This is a genomic window from Gracilibacillus halotolerans, assembly GCF_014206945.1.
In the GTDB taxonomy this organism is placed as follows: domain Bacteria; phylum Bacillota; class Bacilli; order Bacillales; family Amphibacillaceae; genus Gracilibacillus; species Gracilibacillus halotolerans.
In genome coordinates, this window is sequence record NZ_JACHON010000029.1 from 1 (window position 1) to 20470 (window position 20470).

Sequence of the window (20470 nt, forward strand, 5' to 3'; positions counted from 1 at the left end):
TGTTTGTCAAGGGCGATGGCGGTTATTTTTCTCCTTCAAAATAGATGAGAGTTTTTATTATGGGGTAGTTTTCATAGAACTTTTTACACTACCATCCTAGTAAAACAAGTTCATCCGTACAGCTTTTTAGCCTTTCTACGTAGAAAATGTTTATTATAAAATATGCTCGTACTTTTTATTTATCACTATTATTTATAATCAATATAGAATAACCTTCAGCTAACAATGATAAAAAATTGAACTTATACTGACATGTAAAAATATTGAAAATCTCTTCTCTATTTATCAGAAATAAACTATACTATAAAAGCTATTCTTAATTATATTTAGGGGGAAAGAGAATATTGGAAAGAATGGACGTAGCACAATTCGAATTATACATAGATGCACCCATCGATTATGTATTTAAATGTCTAGATGACGATGCAATTATTGTTCAATGGAACAGCTTTTTGGTAGAGAATATATATGAAAGCTCAAATGATGTTCTGTATCCTAAAACAGGAATGAAATTTAAATCTGTACAATTAATTGGTAAAAAGCAATACACTATTGATTCCGAAATAACAATATACGAACCTCCAAATCATGTAGCTCTAAAGGCTACTACGAAAGAAGGGATTTCGTTCACGGACTATTATCTAGAACGAACAGGAAACCAGACCAAATTAGTCATCGAACTATCTACTATTCCGAGTAACTGGTTCCATCGCTTTCTAATAAAATTATTTGGTTGGACTGTAAAAGGGATGTATGAGGAAGAATATGAAAAATTAAAAAAATATGCCGAAGATACCTACGATTGGAATCAAGAATTCAATTAAAGAGACAATCGGTATATGTAAATTGTTTTACCACATTAATAAAAATAGGAACCGGACTGATTCTCATTCTATTGAATCATTTGGCTCCTATTTTGATAGGTTTTGTACCTCTACTATTAGCTACTCATACTCTTTTTGAATTGTCTTATTACTGCGTACTGTATCGATATATTTTAATTTTGACTCAACATAACTACGTTGATCTTCTAAAAAAGGTGGCAAGGATAACTTCTCTCCCAACGTTTCATAGTCCTCGTCCTCCATAAATCCTGGACCATGTGTTGCTAGTTCAAACAAAATCTGCGGAGCAACACGCGTATAGAGAGAATGGAAAAAGTAACGGTCGATAGTGCCTGAAGTCGACAGACCGAATCTACGGTATCGAATATCCCATTCCTCCAAAGAATCCTTGCTTTCTACATAAAATGCCACATTATTCACGGTTCCATATCCGTGTTTAGCAGGCGGGAGAAACTCATTCTCCTCGACAATTACTCGTGCTCCATTTCCTCCTTCACCAGTTTCAAATAAATATAGCGAGCCTTGCTGATCTATTTCGGTGAACTTGAGAACATTCCCTAGCACTTCTTTTAAGTAACCATATTGTTCCACTCGTATTAAAACAGGGCCTAGCCCTATAATCGCATACTCATCAGGAATTGGACCTTTTTTCCATGGAATACCTGGAGCGCACCCATTATCATCTTCATCAGAAATTAACTGGTACTGCTGATTATCGAAATCGGTAAATGGCAAAACTTTTTTACCAAATAATACTTTTATTCCTTCATGTTTCACTTTTAATCTTTGAAATCTCCTTAGCCAATAGTCCAATGCTTCATTATTAGGTACACGAAATGATATTCGATAAATCTCGTTGTTTCCATGGGACCCTTTCGGAATGCCTGGGAAATCAAAAAACGTAATACTCGTTCCTGGTTTTCCTACATCGTCTGCAAAGAACAAATGATACGTTCGTATATCGTCCTGATTCACAGTCTTTTTAACTAGGCGCATTCCTAATGTGTACGTGAAGAATTGATAAATATCTTTTGCGCTACTCGTGATAGCTGTTACGTGATGAATACCTTTTATCTCACCCACTGCCATCCTCCTCTACTCAGAAGTTACACGCAGTGCTCTCTTCTATAATTATTTTTACCCATTTTGTCTATATACCATTATAAGCAAACCCTTTTAAAAACTCGAATGACTTGTTTATAAAGGTGTACTGATAATAGAAAAGGCTGCTATCGCGTCTATAGCAATAGCAACCTTTCATCTATTTATTTCCACCATTGATCAAATACAGTAATAGGACCTAGTCGTTTATGCCTTGTTTTAAGATACCATGATTCAATTACTTCGGCTTCCTTAGCATCTACTGTTTTCCCTTCCAAATAATCATCAATCGCCTCGTAGCTAACCCCTAAGGCTACTTCATCTGGAAGCAACGGTTTATCACTTTCTAGATCAGCTGTTGGTACTTTATTATAGAGATGTTCTGGGCAACCTAATACTTTTAACATGGATCTACCTTGTCTCTTATTCAAGCGATACAATGGCATGACATCTGCAGCTCCATCTCCATATTTCGTATAAAATCCTGTTACTGCCTCTGCCGCATGATCCGTGCCTATAACGACACCTTGACATGCTGCTGCTATGTCGTATTGTACCTTCATTCTTTCCCTTGCCTTGGTATTTCCTTTGATATATTCATTAATAGGAGCTATTCCTTGTTCAACAGCAGCTTGACTAGCATCTACAGCTTGCTGGATGTCGACTCGAACCGTACGGCTTGGTTGAATGAAATCTAAGGCATCCTGACAATCATCCTCATCGATTTGGTTTCCATAGGGCAATCGAACTGCAATAAATTCATAGTTATCTCCATTTATCTCATTATTTAATTCATTGACTGCAGTTTGTGCCATAAATCCAGCTAATGTGGAATCCTGTCCTCCTGAAATACCGAGAACATAACTTTTTAAAAAATCATACTTTTTTAAATAGTCCTTCAAAAAGTCTACACTACGTCTAAATTCCTCTACAGGATCGATTCGAGATTGCACCTTCAACTCACGGATAATCTCTTGCTGCAGTTTCCTCAACGATTGTCATCTCCTTTACTCCAACCTATTTAATTACAGATTTCTTTACACTTTCCTTAATATCACGGATTAAGTTCATCTTGTTTTCCCAACATTCTTCGCTTAAGTCAACCGGATATTCTTCTGGTTTCATCGTCCGTTTATATTCATCCCATAACAAGTTTAAGTTTTCCTTAGCATAGTTCTGAATTGCGGAAAGGGATGGTGATTGGTACGTAATTTCTCCATCTACAACTACGTCCTCATGCAAATTAACAGCATCAAAATTCGTGACAAACTTGCTAATATACGTATGAATAGGGTGGAACATCTTTAGCCGCTCTTCCGCTTGAGGATTCTCATGAGCTAATGTTATATAATCTCCCTCTGAATGTTTGTTTTCCCGGTTTATAATTCGATAAACACGCTTCAAACCAGGTGTTGTCACTTTTTCCGGGTTTGCAGATATTTTTATCGTGTTTTGAAATTCTCCCGCTTCTTCAATAGCTACAAGCTTGTATACACCACCTAGAGCAGCTTGATCATATGCAGTGATTAATTTCGTTCCTATTCCGTATGAATCAATCTTTGCTCCTTGTGCCTGTAAATTCAGAATCGTATACTCGTCTAAATCATTAGATGCAATAATTTTAGCATCTGGATACCCTGCATCATCTAACATTTTTCGAGCCTCTTTGGATAAATAGGCCATATCTCCACTATCTAACCTAATTCCTTGGAAATTAATTTTGTCCCCAAATTCTTTTGCAACTCTAATTGCATTTGGTACACCCGAACGAAGGGTGTCATATGTATCTACTAAAAATGTACAGTCTTTATGGGTACTAGCGTATTTTTTAAAAGCAAGATACTCATCACGATAGGCTTGAACCATTGAGTGCGCATGGGTTCCAGCAATTGGGATACCGAATAGCTTACCAGCACGCACATTACTTGTAGCAGAAAATCCACCAATATAAGCAGAGCGCGTACCCCATAACGCAGCATCCATTTCGTGTGCTCGACGGGTACCAAATTCCATAACTGTTTTATCGCCAACTACATATTTAATTCTAGCTGCTTTCGTTGCAATTAGTGTTTGATAATTCACTGTATTTAATAATGGCGTTTCAATTAATTGTGCTTCTGCTAATGGTGCTTCTACCTGAATGAGTGGTTCATTAGCAAAAACAACCTCGCCTTCTTTCATCGATCGAATCGTCCCTGTAAATTTCATCGTACGTAAATATTCGAGAAAATCATCGGAATACCCACCGATTTCCTTCAAATATGTAATATCACTATCCGTAAATCCAAAATTACGGATAAAATCTAACACACGTTCTAAACCTGCAAATATAGCATAACCATTATCGAAAGGTAGCTTTCTAAAATATAATTCAAATACTGCTTTTTTATCCGCCATACCATCACGCCAATATGTTTCTGCCATATTTACTTGATATAAATCCGTGTGGAGCATTAAGCTATCGTCTTCGTAAGTCATGTGTGTATCCTCCATTTTACATTTAACCCCTGTCCGTTTGCTTATTAACCACTTAAGCAAGTTTATTATCATCATATTATAACAAAACAAAAAATCTTGGCTAGCACTAAGCAACCCACTAGGGGAGTATAGAGAGCCATTTTTATGTAACAATTTACCATACTTTGTTACTATATAATATATAGTAACTCATTCAGGGAAGGATGATACGGTGAAAAAAATTGTACTTGCAGGTGGCTCAGGATTTATCGGGAAATTTTTAAAAGAAAAGTTCCAGCAAGAGGGGCATGAAGTCGTTGTTATATCAAGAAGTAAGCCAGGAATAACGTGGGCAGATAAACAAGGTATCCACGACGCCCTAGAAGATGCGGATTTGCTGATCAACCTTGCTGGAAAATCTGTTGATTGTCGATATAATGAAGAAAATAAACGAGAAATTCTGCATTCCAGAATCGGTACAACTAAAATTCTCGGTGATGCAATCAAAACATGTCTACACCCTCCTAAACTCTGGATTAATGCTAGCACAGCTACAATTTATCGTCATGCAGAAGATCGACCTATGACAGAAGACAATGGTGAAATAGGTGAAGGCTTCTCAGTAGAAGTTGCAAAAAAATGGGAGCAGTCATTTTTCCGTTTCTCTTTTGAAAAAACACGACAAGTTGCCTTAAGAATGGCCATTGTTTTAGGACCTGGCGGAGGGGTTTTTACACCATATAAATATTTAGCAAAGTTCGGACTTGGTGGAAAGCAAGGTTCTGGAAGCCAGATGTTCAGTTGGATACATGTAGAAGACGTGTATCGAATTATTCGCTTTATAGAGGCTAACCATCAATTAAGTGGCGTATTTAATTGTTCTAGCCCCTACCCTATTTCCAACAATTACTTAATGAAAACCATTCGTAGTAAGTTGAATCGTTCCGTTGGCTTACCTGTTCCAAGACCACTACTTGAATTAGGAGCAATTTTTATCCGTACTGAAACAGAGCTTGTTCTAAAGAGTCGCTGGGTTATCCCTGAGCGATTACAAAAAGCTGGTTTTACTTTTAAATACCCAACGATTGAGCAAACAATAGATGATATTGTTAGAGAAGAGCTAAACGTACAATATTCCTAATAGTATTACAATAAACGAGAAAGAATAAAATCCGAACTGATTCGTAAGGCCTCGAATTGCTAGTTCGGATTTTTGCTTACTCTTCTCCAAATAGTAACAATAAAATATTTTTTTTGGTACAATAAAAAAGCAAAATTTCTCTCTTAATAGAATAAAGCAAGACTCTTTATGTAAACGCCTATTTGTTTTCTGTATGCTTTCGATATAATTTGTTTTATACTTAAGAGAGGAATTTTGTGGGAAGTCGAGGGGAAACTTTCATGTTGGATGAAAATCAAAACATTACTAGATTACAACTAAATGGGAAAGAATATGTGTTAATAGGCACAGCGCACGTTTCTAAAAAAAGTGCGGAGCTCGTCAAAGAAGTGATTGAACAGGAACAACCAGATTCTGTTTGTGTTGAGTTAGATAAACAGCGTTACGAATCCGTTCAGAACGGCAACAAATGGAGCGAAATGGATATTTTTCAAGTGATTAAAGAAAAGAAAGCCACTCTTTTATTAATGAACTTAGCAATCTCCTCCTTTCAGAAGCGTATGGCTGAACAATTTGGAATCAAACCAGGTCAGGAAATGATTCAAGGCATTGAATCGGCGAATGAAATTGGCGCGGAATTAGTTTTAGCTGATCGTAATATTCAAATTACCTTCTCAAGAATTTGGGGGAATGTTGGTTTTAAAGGAAAAGCAGCTCTTTTAACTCAAGTATTAGCTGGATTATTTTCAAAAGAGACAATTTCTGAAGAAGAATTGGAGAAAATGAAAACTCAAGATGCAATTGATAGTGTTCTCCAGGAATTTTCAACCGAATTTCCACGTCTGAAAAAGCCATTAATTGATGAACGTGATCAATATTTGGCTCAAAAAATTAAAGACGCTCCTGGTAAAAAAATTGTTGCTGTACTTGGAGCAGCACACGTACCAGGAATTATAAAAGAAATTCAAAAAGAGCATGACCTTAAAAAGCTACGGGAAATGCCACCTAAGTCGAAGTTACCTAAAATTATTGGATGGTCGATACCATTTGTAATTATCTGTTTGATTGCTTACACATTTTGGACCAATCCAATCGCAGGCTGGCAGCAAGTTTGGAGCTGGCTAATTTGGAATGGCGGTTTTTCTGCACTAGGAGCACTTATTGCTTTTGGACATCCGTTAGCCATATTAACAACCTTGGTCGCAGCACCAATAACATCATTGAATCCTTTTATGGCAGCTGGTTTTTTTGCTGGTTTTGTACAAGCTCTTGTAAAAAAGCCTCATGTATCTGATTTTGAAGCTCTTACTCAAGACGTCCATACATTGAAAGGTTTTTGGAACAATAAAGTAACCAGAATATTATTGGTCATTCTGTTAGCTAACATAGGTAGTTCTATCGGTACATTCATTGCAGGTACGGATATTGTTCGAGTATTTATCAACAATCTCTAAGGTTGTTCTGATTATTCTTTATGATTTAACGCTGCAAACTCTATGGAATGCCAATCCTTCTTTAGTAAATCAAAAAGGTATAGACAACTATACGTTATGGTGTTAAAATTAAATTATTACTACAGAAGAGTGAAGGTGTGATACAGATGATTATTTCAAATGCTAAAGTTCATCAACCAAATTCCATATTGGAAAAGGCGTCTATCCAAATAGATAAAGGGAAAATTATTAAAGTGAACGAGAAAAGTGATACAAAAGCAGATATTGACGGAACAGGCTTAATTGCGATACCTGGGTTCATTGATGGACATATCCACGGCGCTGCTGGGAAGGATGCAATGGACGCTAATCATGAAGCACTTGAGACCATTGCCAGCGCCTTACCTGAAGAGGGAACAACAAGTTTTCTTGCTACAACCATGACCCAATCGAAAGAAGCTATATCTCGCGCATTAAAGGCAATAGCTACATATGAGAATAAGCTTGGGCATGCAGAGATATTAGGCATTCATTTGGAGGGGCCGTTCTGTGAAAAGAAAAAAGCGGGAGCTCAACCGCTTGAGCACATTATCCCTCCCTCTGTGGAATTGTTCAAGCAATGGCTAGAGGAAGCAAACGGGCTCATTAAAACCATCACACTAGCGCCAGAACTCGATACCAACTATAATCTCATCCATTATTTAAATCATGAACAGATTAATGTCTCTGCAGGACATACTGACGCAGGCTACCAAGATATTACAGAGGCAGTGGCGGAAGGTGTTCACCAGCTGACCCATTTATGTAACCAAATGAATGGTATTCATCATCGAGACATAGGTGCCGTTGGAGCAGCTTTTTTATTAGATAATTTGAAAGCAGAACTAATAGCAGACGGTATTCATGTTTCCCCTGAGATGATTCAGTTAATATATAATAATATAGGCAGTGAGAGGCTTCTTTTAATCACTGACTCGATGCGAGCAAAATATCTCCAAGATGGGACATATGATTTAGGCGGACAAGAAGTTACGGTACAAGGCAATAAAGCTACCTTAGCGGACGGAACATTGGCAGGTAGCATGTTGAAAATGATAGACGGAGTTAAAAATATGATGAACATTGCTGGTGCTACAATTGATGACATCATTAGAATGGCGTCCATGAATCCCGCAAAACAAATAGGCGTTTACGATCGAAAAGGTAGCATCGAGGTTGGAAAAGACGCAGACATTTTATTGTTAGATGAAGACTATACTATTAGGTATACGATCTGTAAAGGTAAAATTGCATACGAGAGGTGAAAACATTGAAAATAATTGAAGCGAAAAATTATGAAGAAATGAGCAGATTTGCAAGCGAGAAAGTTCAAGCATGTATAGATGAGAACATCCAACCAAATTTAGGCCTAGCAACCGGTTCTACACCAATTGGGTTGTATAAACATTTAATCAGCAGCAATAAAAAAGGCGATGTTTCTTTCCGAAACGTCACAACATTTAACTTAGATGAATATGTGAAACTAAGTGAAACAGATCCTAACAGCTATCGTTATTTTATGAATGAAGAACTGTTCAACCATGTCGATATAGATAAGAACAACACGCATGTACCTAACGGTAAGGCTACAGATTTAGATCAAGAATGCCTTGATTATGAAAATAAAATCCGTGAAGCTGGAGGAATCGATTTACAAATTTTAGGTATTGGTGCCAACGGCCATATTGGTTTTAATGAACCAGGTACTTCTTTCCAAAGCCGAACACAGATTGTAAAGTTAGATGAGCAAACGCGAGTAGCAAATTCTCGTTTCTTCGATTCTATGGATGATGTTCCAACACATGCGATTACGACTGGTATCGGAACAATTATGGATAGTAAAGAAATAATTTTACTAATTTCTGGTTCTGCAAAAAAAGAAGCCTATGAAAGATTGATTAACGGAGAAGTATCCGAAGAGTTTCCAGCTTCTGTTTTACAAAATCACTCTAATTGTATCGTTATTGTAGACAAAGAATCTATAAGCTAAAGCAATACATTGAAAAACCTGAAATCCCAATATTGGTGGGATTTCAGGTTTTTTTAGGTTTTAGAGGATATAGATTGAATCCTAGCTCTGTTCTGTTTTTTAGACTCAAGCATCGATCAAATGTAACGCTTGTTCTAATATTTTGTCACCCTGCAGCATACCGTAGCTTGAAAAATCAATAATATCAACTTTTATCCTCATTGGATCAGCAATTTTGCGAATCTTGTCTTCCAGAAATCTAATTTGTGGTGCTATTAAAAGTACATCTACTTCTTGCAAGTGATTATTTAAATCATATTCACTGATTGCATGGATTTCTATTTCTAGCCCTTTTTCCTCAGCTGCATGGTCCATCTTGTTAACTAGCATAGAGGTAGACATTCCTGCAGAACAAACAAGCAAAATTCTTTTCATTATAGCTTCGCCTCCAGCTTTTTCATTCTTTCATACATCTCTATCATTTCAGTTGCTAAATCTCTTACAGTCATCGCATTCATTAAATGATCTTGTGCATGAATCAGGATGAGCGTATGATCGATAGCTTGACCATTCACTTCTTCTTGTAAGAGCTTCGTCTGCTCAGCGTGAGCTTCTATTAGAGCCTCTTTAGCTTCTGCTATTTTTACATAGGCTTTTTCAAAGTGATATGCTTTAGCAAATTTGATAGCTTCCATTGCCAAGGAACGAGCGTTTCCAGCATGTAGAATTATTTGAAATGAAAGCAGTTGTACTTCCTTTTTTGTAAGTTTCACTACAATCTCCCCTGTTTCAAGTACTTTTCTAATGTATTCTCATCCCTTTTGTAATCGTTTACTAAGTATTGGTCCCTTTAGTGACTAGAATACATCGCTCTGTACATCACTATCTATGTTGCAGTACGAATCTAATTTGTTAGCTGTTATTTTCCAACTTTATCTTCAATGCTCGTACACCAGCCATTACAAATGGTAAATAGAGCAAAACAGAAATGCCTAAGTTAATCATTTGTAAAATAATCCCACGCCAACTTCCACCAGTTACGATATATCCACTAATAAAAGGGGGCATCGTCCATGGTAGAAATGCAACTGTTTTTGGTACAAGCCCAGTTGCTAAAGCAAAATAAGAAGTAATTGTAAGTAGAACAGGTCCTAATATGAATGGTATAAAAAATATTGGATTTAGGACAATTGGTATTCCGAAAATTATTGGTTCATTAATATTAAATATGCCTGCTGGTACAGCTAATTTAGAAACTTCACGATAAGGGTGCTTTTTTTCTTGTCGAACCACAATAATAACAGCAATAATAAGCGCGATAGATGTTCCTGCTCCTCCCATATAGACAAACACATCAAAAAACGGCTTCGTTACAATATATGGCACATCATAAGCAGACATACCACTAGCAAATAGATCAACGTTACTTTCTATTGGAGGTAAATAGATTGGTTCAATTACACCTGCAAGAATGTTTGTTCCGTGCAGACCAAAGAACCAAAGAAAATGATTTAAAAAGGCAACTAGAATTGCTGCTGGTAATGTATTCCCAAGGCCCTGCAATGGCTCTTGTATAAGAATAAAAATAAGTTCAAACACACTTGTGTCTGTTAATGTTGTCACTAACGTTTGAAAAAGGCCAACAAGAATCAAAATAATTAAAGCAGGAAGTAATGCAGCAAATGATTTTGCGACACCACCCGGAACACCTTCTGGCATTCTAATAACTAGGCGATCATTTTTCATTAAAATCCGAAATAATTCCGTAATGATAATAGATAAAAATATTGCCACAAAAAGGCCTTGTGCACCGGTCCAAGCAAAACTAAAACCACCATCATTTGTAATAGGGATCAACATAATATAGGATGCAACTGAAATAAGACCCACCGATAGTTCGTCAAGCTCATAAGATTTTGCTAGATAATAAGGGATAGAAAAAGATAATAAAATACCTAGGATAGCAAATGTTCCATTCCAGACACTGTTTCCTACGATTTGCCAATTACCGTCCCCAAAGATATGATTTAATAATTGCACCATATTAAAATTGCCAAAAACGGGGAAGTTATTCAACAGAATAGCAAGTGAGCCAGCTATAATGAGAGGCATAATAGCTACAAAACCATTACGAATGGCAACTAAATGTCGCTGTGCACCTAGGCGACCTGCAATTTCAATGAATTTCTTCATAAATTTATAATCTATCATTGTATTCCCCCTAGTTAAAAAGAAGAATAATTTTATCCTTCTATACGGTGACTCGCACGGAAGAATCCCCTTTCTTCATATTTTAATTTCAATACAAAAGCAATTATTCATTTAATCTATATCAATGATTTGATGCTTACTTTTCTTAAAACAGTTAAGTAAATTCATACTACTATTATATTCTTCACAGAGAATCTAGTAAATCTACTGAAGAACCATGTTAAATGATTTCTATTTGACGGATTGCCTCTTTAAATTGAGGTAATTGTTCTTTGTGAGCAATCAACAATTCATTTAAAAGCGTTTTACTCATCTTTTCATCTCCGATTAAAGGATTCATAAGAAAGGCAAGATAAGCATCCTCATACTTTCCGGATAGTGCTGCTTGAATCACAAGCTCTTCCGTATTTTTCATTTGCAAAATGATCCCTTTGATTGAAATGGGTAAATTCCCCACTAATATAGGCTCTGGACCATCCTTCGTAATGACGCAATTCGCCTCAATCACTGTGTCTTCTGGCAGGTCAAAGATTGCTCCATTGTTTATTGTATTCACTGTCTGAACATCTCCTTTATTATTATAAAGAGAATCCATTAGACTACATGCCACATCACTGTAATAAGCACCCCCTCGTTCCTCTAGTTCCTTTGGTTTGGCATTTAATTTTGAATCGCTGTATAGCTTAAATAGTCCCTTCTCTAATTGCTGAACTACTTCAGCCCGGGTACCATTTTCTCGAAATGCCCTGACATCCTGATTCAAAACTTCTCTCGTATGGAAATAGTAATCATGATAAGGGTTTGGTAGCACCTTTAAAGATTCAAGGAGCTCTTTTGTCCAACCAAGACTCACTATATTTGCTGGAGAATAATCTAGCTTTTCTTGTAATTTAGCTAAAACCTCCTCGGTCCGTTCCATCCCATTAACATATATTTTACTACCAAACACAAAATGGTTCATACCGATAAACTCAATCATTATATCTGAAGGCTTCACTGCTAAAATTTCTGCTACAGAATGCCTCATATTCAAAGGTATATTACAGACACCAATCACTCGTTTATGATGAGAATATTTAATTAATGCTTCTATAATAATACCTGCAGGATTAGTGAAATTAATAAGCCATGCATTCGGACAAATGTCATGTATATCGTTCGCAATATCCATTAAAACAGGAATAGTTCTAAACGCTTTCATAATGCCACCTGCACCATTAGTCTCCTGACCAATAAAGCCATGACTAAGTGGAATGCGTTCATCCTTTTCCCGTGCTTTCAAACCACCCACTCGTATCTGTGTGGTTACGAAATCAGCATCCTTTAACGCTTCACGTCGATCAAGAGTCCAAGTGAGATGAATCTGTTTTCCTGCTTTCTTTATCATCCTTTTAGCTAATTTGCCAACCGTTTCTAGCTTTTCTTCTCCCTCTTTTATATCGACAAGTACAATATTTGTTATAGGAAAACTTTCATAGCGATCTAACATTCCCTCTATTAATTCTGGGGTATAGCTAGACCCGCCGCCAATGATAACTACTTTTATTGGCACTAAAGGTCATCTCCTTCGGGTAGATTCAAATCATGCTGTTGATACAATTCATACTACAATTAAAATGTACCATATCATTTCTATGTTATCTACATATTTTCTGTAAATGGTATAACAAATATAGCTATTGTTCTTTGTTGTTATTTTTTGTACACTCAAATTATAGGCAATATGTGAGGAGTTGAATAACACATGCAGGTAATTTTTAATGCAGATGACTTCGGTTTAACTAAAGGTGTAACAGATGGTATTATTCAATCACATACAAAAGGAATTGTGACTTCTACTTCCTTAATAATGAATGGAAGAGCTGTGTCGTATGCTGTCGAACAAGCAAAAAAACATCCTTCCTTGCGAGTTGGGCTTCATCTTGTATTATCCTGGGGAAAGCCACTAAGAATGGATGTCGATGACTTAATGAATGAACATGGATATTTTAAATTTACAAACACATATAATAACATGCCAACTCCTAATCTAGAACAATTGAAAAGTGAGTGGCAGGCGCAAATCGAAGCGTTTATTAATACTGAATTACCCTTAAATCATTTGGACAGCCACCATCATATCCATGGATGGGATCCTATAAAAAAGATTACGATAGAGCTTGCAAAACAATACAATGTACCTGTTCGTTACATACCTTCATTGAAGTGTCATAGAGAAATCCTGCGAACTGACTATCTATATACCGGTTTTTATGGAAATGGAGTCAGGAAGGATCTTTTTAATCAATTGAAAAAGGTAAAAACTGATACTATAGAAGTGATGACACATCCTGCTATTGTTGATAATGTTTTGAAGGAGCTAAGCTCATATTCTACTAAGAGAGAAAATGAGCTGGATATTCTTAAATCTATTCATGTACCAGATTGGGTAACCCTTATAGAATAGTTCCCATTATAACTCTACTATCTAAGGCGTAATAGACAGAATGTATGAGAGTTTAATTACAATGGCACCAATCATTAAAACTAACAGCGATTGGTGCCATGTTCAATCAACCAGTTTCAGCTGATATTTTAAAATATCTTGTTAATTTCTATGTTTGTAAATACGCCTCATTACAACTAAACTACAACCCAACATGAGTAATAAAACACCTGCTAGCATCAAATTGAACATGCTTGTAGCTGTATTCGGAAGCCTTTTATCTTCTCCATCCTCATCCGTTTTATTTCCTCCACTTATTCCATTTTCATCAGAGTCTTTTGCTAATTCATTTCTATCTCTTAAAGAATTATTATCTCCGTCCCTTACTTCCGAATCATCCAAATCACCTTCCACGTTGTTTTCGTCCTGTGTAGCCCCATCATTATCTGTCTCCGATGACTGATTGTCCTCTTCATTGTTGTCCGGTTCATTACTATCTTCAGGAAGCTTATCTAATTGAAAAACTCCGAATACATTAAATTGAGAAATACGAGCTGTAACTCGATTCGTTTCCTCATCAGCCTCGGTAATTAAATTCTCTGAATATGTCCCATCTTCATCTATATGATAAACCGCCAATCTATCCCAATCTCTTACTTTTTCCCCATCCACTTTAAATGTAACCATTACTACTGAATCACCGAGGTCCGAAAGAATCTCACTCCCTGAATAAATTGTTAGATTGTACTGTTCACTTACTAACACACTCTGGCTAATATCCCGATTTGCATATTCAAATTGGAGTGTAAGATCTTTATTATTTCGAATCAGTTTACTAGGAACCGAAACAGTTACACCTTTGAAGCTGACTTCTACAGTCGTTCTTTCTGGTAATTGTGCAATAACAGAAGCAGGTATAATCACCTTAGACTTACCATCACCATTATTAAAAATATAGGCTGTTCCATTCTTGATAAGATCCTCTACTTGAAGCTCAATCGTTTCCGCCGGCTTACGAATTGTTAATTGATTCGTAATTTCGGAGAGTAATCGACTTTCTCTATCAGCGCTCAATTCCCAAATCATTGCTCCACCTAATCCATACTCCTTGATAAATGCTGCTTTTTCCGCAATTGAACGTTCATTATCGTACGTGATAAATTCTCCTGTCTCCTCATTGTAAAGATACGGTACTTTTGCAGCTTCATTCCAATATTCTGTATAACTGCCGCTCTGTAAAAGGTTGTTCATGATATCATCAAAATCATAAACACCTGCCTCCCATGTTCCATTACCTGCACCTTCACAATTTTGATAGTAGCCACCATCTTGAATGTCAGAGCCATTGTCACAATCCATCCACGATCTGCCATAAAAAGGTAGACCCATAACTAATTTATCATTAGGTACACCTGCGTTCAAATGACCTTCAATAGCTGTTTTCACATTAAATACACCCGGACTTGGCACACCTGCTTCTTCTGCTGCTGGATCATTGTAAAGTGGTGCATTATGAGCACTAGTTGACTGCCAGCTGCCGTTGAAATCATATGTCATAATATCAATGAAGTCCACAATCGCAGCAATTTCCTCCATCTCATTATTTTCAAGATAAGAAGGATTTACACTGGATGCAATGGTTAGCTCGTATTTTTTCCCGTCCTCTTTCTCTGCTTTGTCTAATTCCGTACGAATTGCCTGTAGTAATAATGTATGATTTTGTTTATCCTCTGGGCGGTGAACATTACCCTCCATGCCTCCGCTTACGGGGTATTCCCAATCAATATCAATACCATCCATTTCATACTTACGAATAAATTCTACTGCTGACGTTGCGAATTGACTTCTCGTTTCCTCTGATGCTGCTATATCTGAAAAATGCTTCGAAAAAGTCCAACCACCAATGGATAGCAGTGTTCGTAAATGTGGATGCTCGTCCTTTAACTTAGCCAATGCTCCTAAGTTTCCAGCAAAATCACGCGTCCACACTTCTCCTTCTTCCAGCCTTAACACGTTTGGATTATCATAGTCTGCCCATGGATCTGCAGATATTACCGTACCATTTGGCACTCCCTCACAAGCTGACGCGCCCGAGTGACCTGAACCTTCCCAACAAAAATCTGCAAACGCATACATTATATGAGTTAATTTTTCAGCATCCATATCTAGAACCTGAAAGTCACGCCCATATGTAGACCACTGCGTATAGTAACCTACTACTCGATAATCTTTGTTCTTAACTACATTTTCACTAGTTGTCTTTTCTCCCAATGATTCGGTTTCTTCTTGTTGTTCCTCTGTAGACCCCTCATCACCTTCTTGATTCGCTGACTCATCAGATTCTGAGCCTTTTTCATCCGTATCATCGTCTAACTCGCCGTCTAGTTCATTGAGATTCTGTTCCTCTAAAACCTCTGCGGCTTCTACTCCCGTTTCTTCCCTTTCCGACTCGTTATCTGGATTTTCTTCTGCTTTTACTTCAGCTGCATTCCAAAATGTGAGAACTGCTAAAGCCAGTAATACTACGAAGAAACTTGTCAATCCCCACGTATCGATCCTCTTTACACCTCGATGCGACACCATTCTTTTTACGTCCTCCTTTTGCTATATTAGTAGATTCATCGATGAGTATCGTGATGTAATTAGAGGTTGATAGGTTGACTATACCTCTATACAATACTATAATTTAAGTGATATATTGTCAATGATATATTCAGAGTTTCACAGTGTGTTAGGTATAGACAACTTCACTTTTATTATTTTATTATCATGAAAGGAGTGTACAATTCATGCATTCTCCCTATGTGCTACAAAATCTGCAAATACCCGGGGAATCATTGATTGACATTACTATCTCAGACAATCAGATTCAAAAAATAAGTCAGGCCGGAAGCAGATCTTCTTATCAGCATTTGAATATGAAAGGCTTATATGTTTCAAGCGGTTGGATTGATTTACACGTTCATGCATTATCCTCACTCCAGCCTTATGGAGATGATATAGATGAAATCGGTATTAAACAGGGTGTAACTACGATTGTAGATGCCGGGAGCTGCGGAGCAGATAATATTCATGAGCTTTACACACAATCTTTTAAGAGTAAAACAAATGTATTAGCTTATCTAAACATTTCTCGGCTTGGCTTAACAAGAATAGATGAGCTTTCCGAACTTCATTGGCTAGATAGAGAGAAACTTCTTGAAGCTGTCTCGTTTTATGAAGGGTTTATTGTTGGATTGAAAGCACGAATGAGTAATAGCGTCGTGAAGAATAACGCGATAGAGCCGTTGAACATCGCGCGAAATTTCTCCAGACTGACAAACATGCCACTTATGGTACATATCGGATCAGCACCTCCAAAAATTACAGATATTCTTGATTTATTAGAAAAGAATGATATTATTACCCACTTTTTAAACGGAAAAGACAACAATCTATTCCCAAATGGGGCACCATTACAAGAGCTTCTCTCCGCAATAAGTAGAGGGGTGCATTTAGATGTTGGTCATGGAAGTGCTAGCTTTTCATTTCCAGTTGCAGAAGCAGCTAAAAAACATAACATTCAGCCTTTTACGATAAGCAGTGACATTTACAAAGAAAACAGAGAAAATGGTCCTGTGTACAGTCTTGCTTCTGTAGCCTCTAAGTTCCTCCATCTCGGTTATTCGTTAAAAGAAATTATTCATGCGATTACAACCCTTCCTGCTAATAGAATCAACAAGCCTGAATTAGGGGAATTGAAGGAGCATGGCGCAGCTAATTTAACCCTTTTTAATATAGAAAATGCGGATATAGAGTTAGTAGATTCAGCAGGCGAACGGAGATATGCCAGTCAACAAATAATACCTAAAGGAGTGGTCATCAATGGAGAACTCATTATTTTCTAAATACGGCTTAAAAAAGGTCATCAACGCAAGCGGACGAATGAGCATCTTGGGCGTTTCAGCGCCTAGTAATCGTGTGATGGAAGCCATGAAAATCGGTGGACAAAACTATGTCGAAATAGCTGATTTAGTAAAAAAATCTGGTGCATATATTGCGCAAAAAATACAAAGCGAAGCAGCTCTTGTCGTCAATTCCGCTTCAAGTGGAATTGCATTAGCAATTGCCGCTATTGTAACAGAAGGAAACCGCAGACGCTCCTTACGCCTTCATCAAGAATCGATCAAAAAAAACGAAATCATCCTATTTAAGGGACATAACGTACAATACGGGGCTCCAATTGAGACGATGATTTACCTAGGCGGCGGGAAATTAATAGAAGTTGGTTACGCAAACGAGGGAAAACACGAACATTTAGAAGAAGCTATTAATGAAAATACAGCTGCGATTTTTTATGTTAAATCCCATCATTCTGTTCAGAAAAATATGATATCGGCTGAACAAGCATGGGAAGTAGCACAAAAACATCATATTCCTTTCATTGTGGATGCAGCTGCGGAAGAGGATCTAAACAAGTATATTCAATGCTCTGATCTCGCCATTTTCAGTGGTTCTAAAGCAATGGAAGGACCAACCTCTGGCATCATTGCCGGAAAAAAGAAGCTTATCGATTCTGTCGAACTTCAACTTCACGGTATCGGACGAAGCATGAAGGTTGGTAAGGAAGCTATTTTCGGCATATTACAGGCTCTTGACGATTATGGGGAAAAGCAGGATACAAGCACAGAAGAAAAAATAGAAGTTGAAAAATTACGCATCTTAAACGAATTAAATGGAATTTCCGTTCAAATAGTAGAAGATGAAGCGGGCAGGAAAATTTTCCGTGGGAGAATTTATGTGGATGTGGAACAATCAGGGAAAACCGCCGAGGAATTCACGGAAGAATTGAAAAATGGTGACATTGCTATTTATACACGCGATTATGGTGTAAAGCAAGGATTTTTTGATATCGATCCCCGTCCACTTTTCGAAGGGGACATTGAAATTATTATTGCTAGGATGCAGGAAATCGCAAAGGAGTGTGTAAGTTGACAGATTATTTAAGACATTTTTACAAAAAACGTGTTGCTCTCAATGTTCTAGCTAATAGTATCGATAATGCAAAACAAGTTTATGCAGCAGCGGAGCAATATGTTTTCATCGGCTTGTTATCGAAGGATTATCCTAACGTAGAGGAAGCTGTCCAGGATATGAAAGAGTATGGGAAGGAAATAGAGGATGCAGTCTCTATTGGATTGGGTGCAGGTGATAGCCGACAGGGTTACGCCGTCGCAGATATTGCGAACGAATACGCTGCTCTGCATATTAATCAGGTATTTCCCTTGACTGGATATACTAGAGCTAAAGCGAAACGAATGGATTGCTGGATTAATGCTCTCGTATCTCCAACAGGAAAAGCCGGGTATGTCAATCTATCAACAGGACCCGAAAGCGAGAATATAGATGAAAAAGCAATTGTTCCAATCAAAACTGCAATAACATTTATTAGAGAAATGGGTGGAAATTCTATTAAATTCTTCCCTATGAATGGTCTTGTTCATGAAGATGAATATAGGGAGGTAGCTAAAGCATGTGCAGAGGAACAATTTGCCTTAGAACCAACTGGCGGGATTGATTTAAATAACTTTAAAAAAATTGTAGCAATCGCGTTGGAAGCAGGAGTTCCTTTCGTCATTCCGCATGTATACTCATCCATTATCGATAAAAATACTGGTGCAACTAGGGTAGAAGATGTGAAAGAGCTTTTGCAAATTACGAAAAAATTGGTGAATGACTATGAATAAAACAATAGCAGCCTTTGGTGAAGTGATGATGCGCCTTGAGGTTCCAAACTACGAATTACTTTCTCAGGCTAATCAGCTCCATTATTCCTTCTCAGGAACGGGGGTCAATATTGCAAGTAGTCTCGCAAAATTTGGCTATCGGGGATTAGTAGTAACAAGCCTCCCCGACAATTCGTTAGGTGATGCTGCCATTGCATTTCTAAATAAACTAGCTATTGATACTCGCTATGTTTCACAACACGGCAACTATATAGGAAAGTACTTTTTAGAACAAGGCTTCGGACCAAGAGCGAGTAAAGTGACTTATTCCAATCGAATAGAGAGCAGCTTCCATACTGCAAGTGCGGACCACTACAATTTTGAAGAGATTGCCCAGAACTGTGATTTACTGCATTTTTGTGGAATCAGCCTAGCGATGAATGATAATGTACGCCAGCATGTGAAGGAGCTCGCTTCTATCATGAAACTACAAGGAAAAATGGTTTTATTCGATTGTAATTTTCGGCCTAATTTGTGGGGAAAAGACGGGAATAAAAAAGCAAAGAAGCATTATGAGGAGATGCTCAAGCTTGCTGACATAGCGATTATGAACGAAAAAGACGCTATGCTTACATTAGGACTAACAACAAAAGAAACAGATAGAAGAAAGCAGCTTGAGGATTTGATTCCAAAAATAGCAAAACACTATCAAATATCTGTTATCGCAGGAACCAATAGAGAAATACTAGCAAATAATCAGCATGCAATAGAAGGGTATATATACAAGAATGGTAGGATGTATTTTTCAGATTCCAGAGCCTTTCCTGTATTAGACCGAATTGGAGCTGGAGATGCTTATACGGCAGGAATTATCCATGGTGAGTTCCAAGCTTATCCTCCTGAAAAAGCATTGAGCTTCGCCATTACTTCATCTGTTCTTGCGCATACAATAAAGGGGGATACACCTTTAGCAACAGAGAAAGATATCCTCAGGTTAATAGAACAAGGCTCAACAGATATCGAAAGATAAGGAGATCTTCGTTTATGAGCAATTTTAAGAAAAACCGCGCAAAAAAACTGCGCGGTCCTTTTCTGTTTGCCGTAACTAGTGCACATCTGATAATTTATATTCGTTGCCATGTATTCCTTTATAATACTCTGGATA

Annotated in this window: 18 protein-coding genes; 10 read left to right on the forward strand and 8 right to left on the reverse strand. The window is 37.3% G+C overall.

The annotated features are described in order from the left end of the window. The first annotated feature begins 353 nt into the window (after positions 1-353). Positions 354-824 (forward strand): SRPBCC family protein, encoded by a 471-nt coding sequence (locus GGQ92_RS15290; RefSeq protein WP_343068852.1) that lies wholly within the window; start codon positions 354-356, stop codon positions 822-824. Positions 825-944: 120 nt separating this feature from the next. Here the strand turns inward: GGQ92_RS15290 and GGQ92_RS15295 are convergent, their stop codons facing one another. The 3 genes from GGQ92_RS15295 to GGQ92_RS15305 form a co-directional block, all read right to left on the reverse strand. Further along, entirely contained in the window at positions 945-1928 is a 984-nt protein-coding gene (locus GGQ92_RS15295; RefSeq protein WP_184251055.1) for a VOC family protein, read from the reverse strand. 182 nt (positions 1929-2110) lie between these two features. Next, on the reverse strand, positions 2111-2938 hold the full coding sequence (gene nadE / locus GGQ92_RS15300) for an ammonia-dependent NAD(+) synthetase (protein WP_184251063.1): 828 nt from the start codon (positions 2936-2938) through the stop codon (positions 2111-2113). 25 nt (positions 2939-2963) lie between these two features. Then, positions 2964-4424, reverse strand: coding sequence for a nicotinate phosphoribosyltransferase (locus tag GGQ92_RS15305; RefSeq protein WP_184251065.1), 1461 nt, complete (start codon positions 4422-4424; stop codon positions 2964-2966). 211 nt (positions 4425-4635) lie between these two features. On the opposite strand from GGQ92_RS15305, the gene GGQ92_RS15310 reads away from it, so the two are divergent. From GGQ92_RS15310 to nagB, 4 genes are all read left to right on the forward strand, one after another. After that, complete coding sequence (locus GGQ92_RS15310) at positions 4636-5544, forward strand: TIGR01777 family oxidoreductase (protein ID WP_184251067.1); 909 nt, start codon at positions 4636-4638, stop codon at positions 5542-5544. Between the two features lie 260 nt (positions 5545-5804). Continuing rightward, entirely contained in the window at positions 5805-6977 is a 1173-nt protein-coding gene (locus tag GGQ92_RS15315; protein ID WP_184251069.1) for a TraB/GumN family protein, read from the forward strand. Between the two features lie 146 nt (positions 6978-7123). Beyond that, complete coding sequence (nagA, locus tag GGQ92_RS15320; RefSeq protein WP_184251071.1) at positions 7124-8260, forward strand: N-acetylglucosamine-6-phosphate deacetylase; 1137 nt, start codon at positions 7124-7126, stop codon at positions 8258-8260. Between the two features lie 5 nt (positions 8261-8265). Then, on the forward strand, positions 8266-8985 hold the full coding sequence (gene nagB, locus GGQ92_RS15325) for a glucosamine-6-phosphate deaminase (RefSeq protein WP_184251073.1): 720 nt from the start codon (positions 8266-8268) through the stop codon (positions 8983-8985). Positions 8986-9090: 105 nt separating this feature from the next. Here nagB and GGQ92_RS15330 read toward each other — a convergent pair whose 3' ends face one another. The 4 genes from GGQ92_RS15330 to GGQ92_RS15345 form a co-directional block, all read right to left on the reverse strand. Continuing rightward, positions 9091-9399 carry a PTS sugar transporter subunit IIB gene (locus GGQ92_RS15330; RefSeq protein ID WP_184251075.1) on the reverse strand — a complete coding sequence of 103 codons (309 nt, stop codon included), beginning with the start codon at positions 9397-9399 and terminating at the stop codon, positions 9091-9093. After that, positions 9399-9737 carry a PTS lactose/cellobiose transporter subunit IIA gene (locus tag GGQ92_RS15335; protein ID WP_184251077.1) on the reverse strand — a complete coding sequence of 113 codons (339 nt, stop codon included), beginning with the start codon at positions 9735-9737 and terminating at the stop codon, positions 9399-9401. The genes GGQ92_RS15330 and GGQ92_RS15335 overlap by 1 nt, the downstream gene beginning before the upstream one ends. A gap of 139 nt (positions 9738-9876) precedes the next feature. Continuing rightward, positions 9877-11175: a PTS sugar transporter subunit IIC gene (locus tag GGQ92_RS15340; RefSeq protein WP_246384549.1), complete on the reverse strand. Its 1299-nt coding sequence runs from the start codon at positions 11173-11175 to the stop codon at positions 9877-9879. A gap of 220 nt (positions 11176-11395) precedes the next feature. Continuing rightward, entirely contained in the window at positions 11396-12727 is a 1332-nt protein-coding gene (locus GGQ92_RS15345; RefSeq protein ID WP_184251079.1) for a family 4 glycosyl hydrolase, read from the reverse strand. Between the two features lie 192 nt (positions 12728-12919). Between GGQ92_RS15345 and chbG the strand changes: the two genes are divergently transcribed. Next, entirely contained in the window at positions 12920-13621 is a 702-nt protein-coding gene (chbG, locus tag GGQ92_RS15350) for a chitin disaccharide deacetylase (RefSeq protein ID WP_184251081.1), read from the forward strand. Between the two features lie 141 nt (positions 13622-13762). Here chbG and GGQ92_RS15355 read toward each other — a convergent pair whose 3' ends face one another. Then, a complete protein-coding gene (locus GGQ92_RS15355) occupies positions 13763-16183 on the reverse strand; it encodes a glycoside hydrolase family 18 protein (protein ID WP_184251083.1) in 2421 nt (806 codons plus the stop codon). Positions 16184-16389: 206 nt separating this feature from the next. Here GGQ92_RS15355 and GGQ92_RS15360 point away from each other — a divergent pair, with 206 nt between their 5' ends. Genes GGQ92_RS15360 through GGQ92_RS15375 form a run of 4 tightly spaced genes read left to right on the forward strand, consistent with a single transcriptional unit; the run spans position 16390 to position 20335 of the window. Next, positions 16390-17487, forward strand: coding sequence for an amidohydrolase/deacetylase family metallohydrolase (locus GGQ92_RS15360; protein WP_184251085.1), 1098 nt, complete (start codon positions 16390-16392; stop codon positions 17485-17487). Further along, positions 17465-18574 (forward strand): DgaE family pyridoxal phosphate-dependent ammonia lyase, encoded by a 1110-nt coding sequence (locus tag GGQ92_RS15365; protein ID WP_184251087.1) that lies wholly within the window; start codon positions 17465-17467, stop codon positions 18572-18574. The genes GGQ92_RS15360 and GGQ92_RS15365 overlap by 23 nt, the downstream gene beginning before the upstream one ends. Further along, entirely contained in the window at positions 18571-19326 is a 756-nt protein-coding gene (gene dagF / locus GGQ92_RS15370; protein ID WP_184251089.1) for a 2-dehydro-3-deoxy-phosphogluconate aldolase, read from the forward strand. Before GGQ92_RS15365 ends, dagF begins: the two co-directional genes overlap by 4 nt. Next, complete coding sequence (locus GGQ92_RS15375; RefSeq protein ID WP_184251091.1) at positions 19319-20335, forward strand: sugar kinase; 1017 nt, start codon at positions 19319-19321, stop codon at positions 20333-20335. Before dagF ends, GGQ92_RS15375 begins: the two co-directional genes overlap by 8 nt. The last annotated feature ends 135 nt before the right edge of the window (positions 20336-20470 follow it).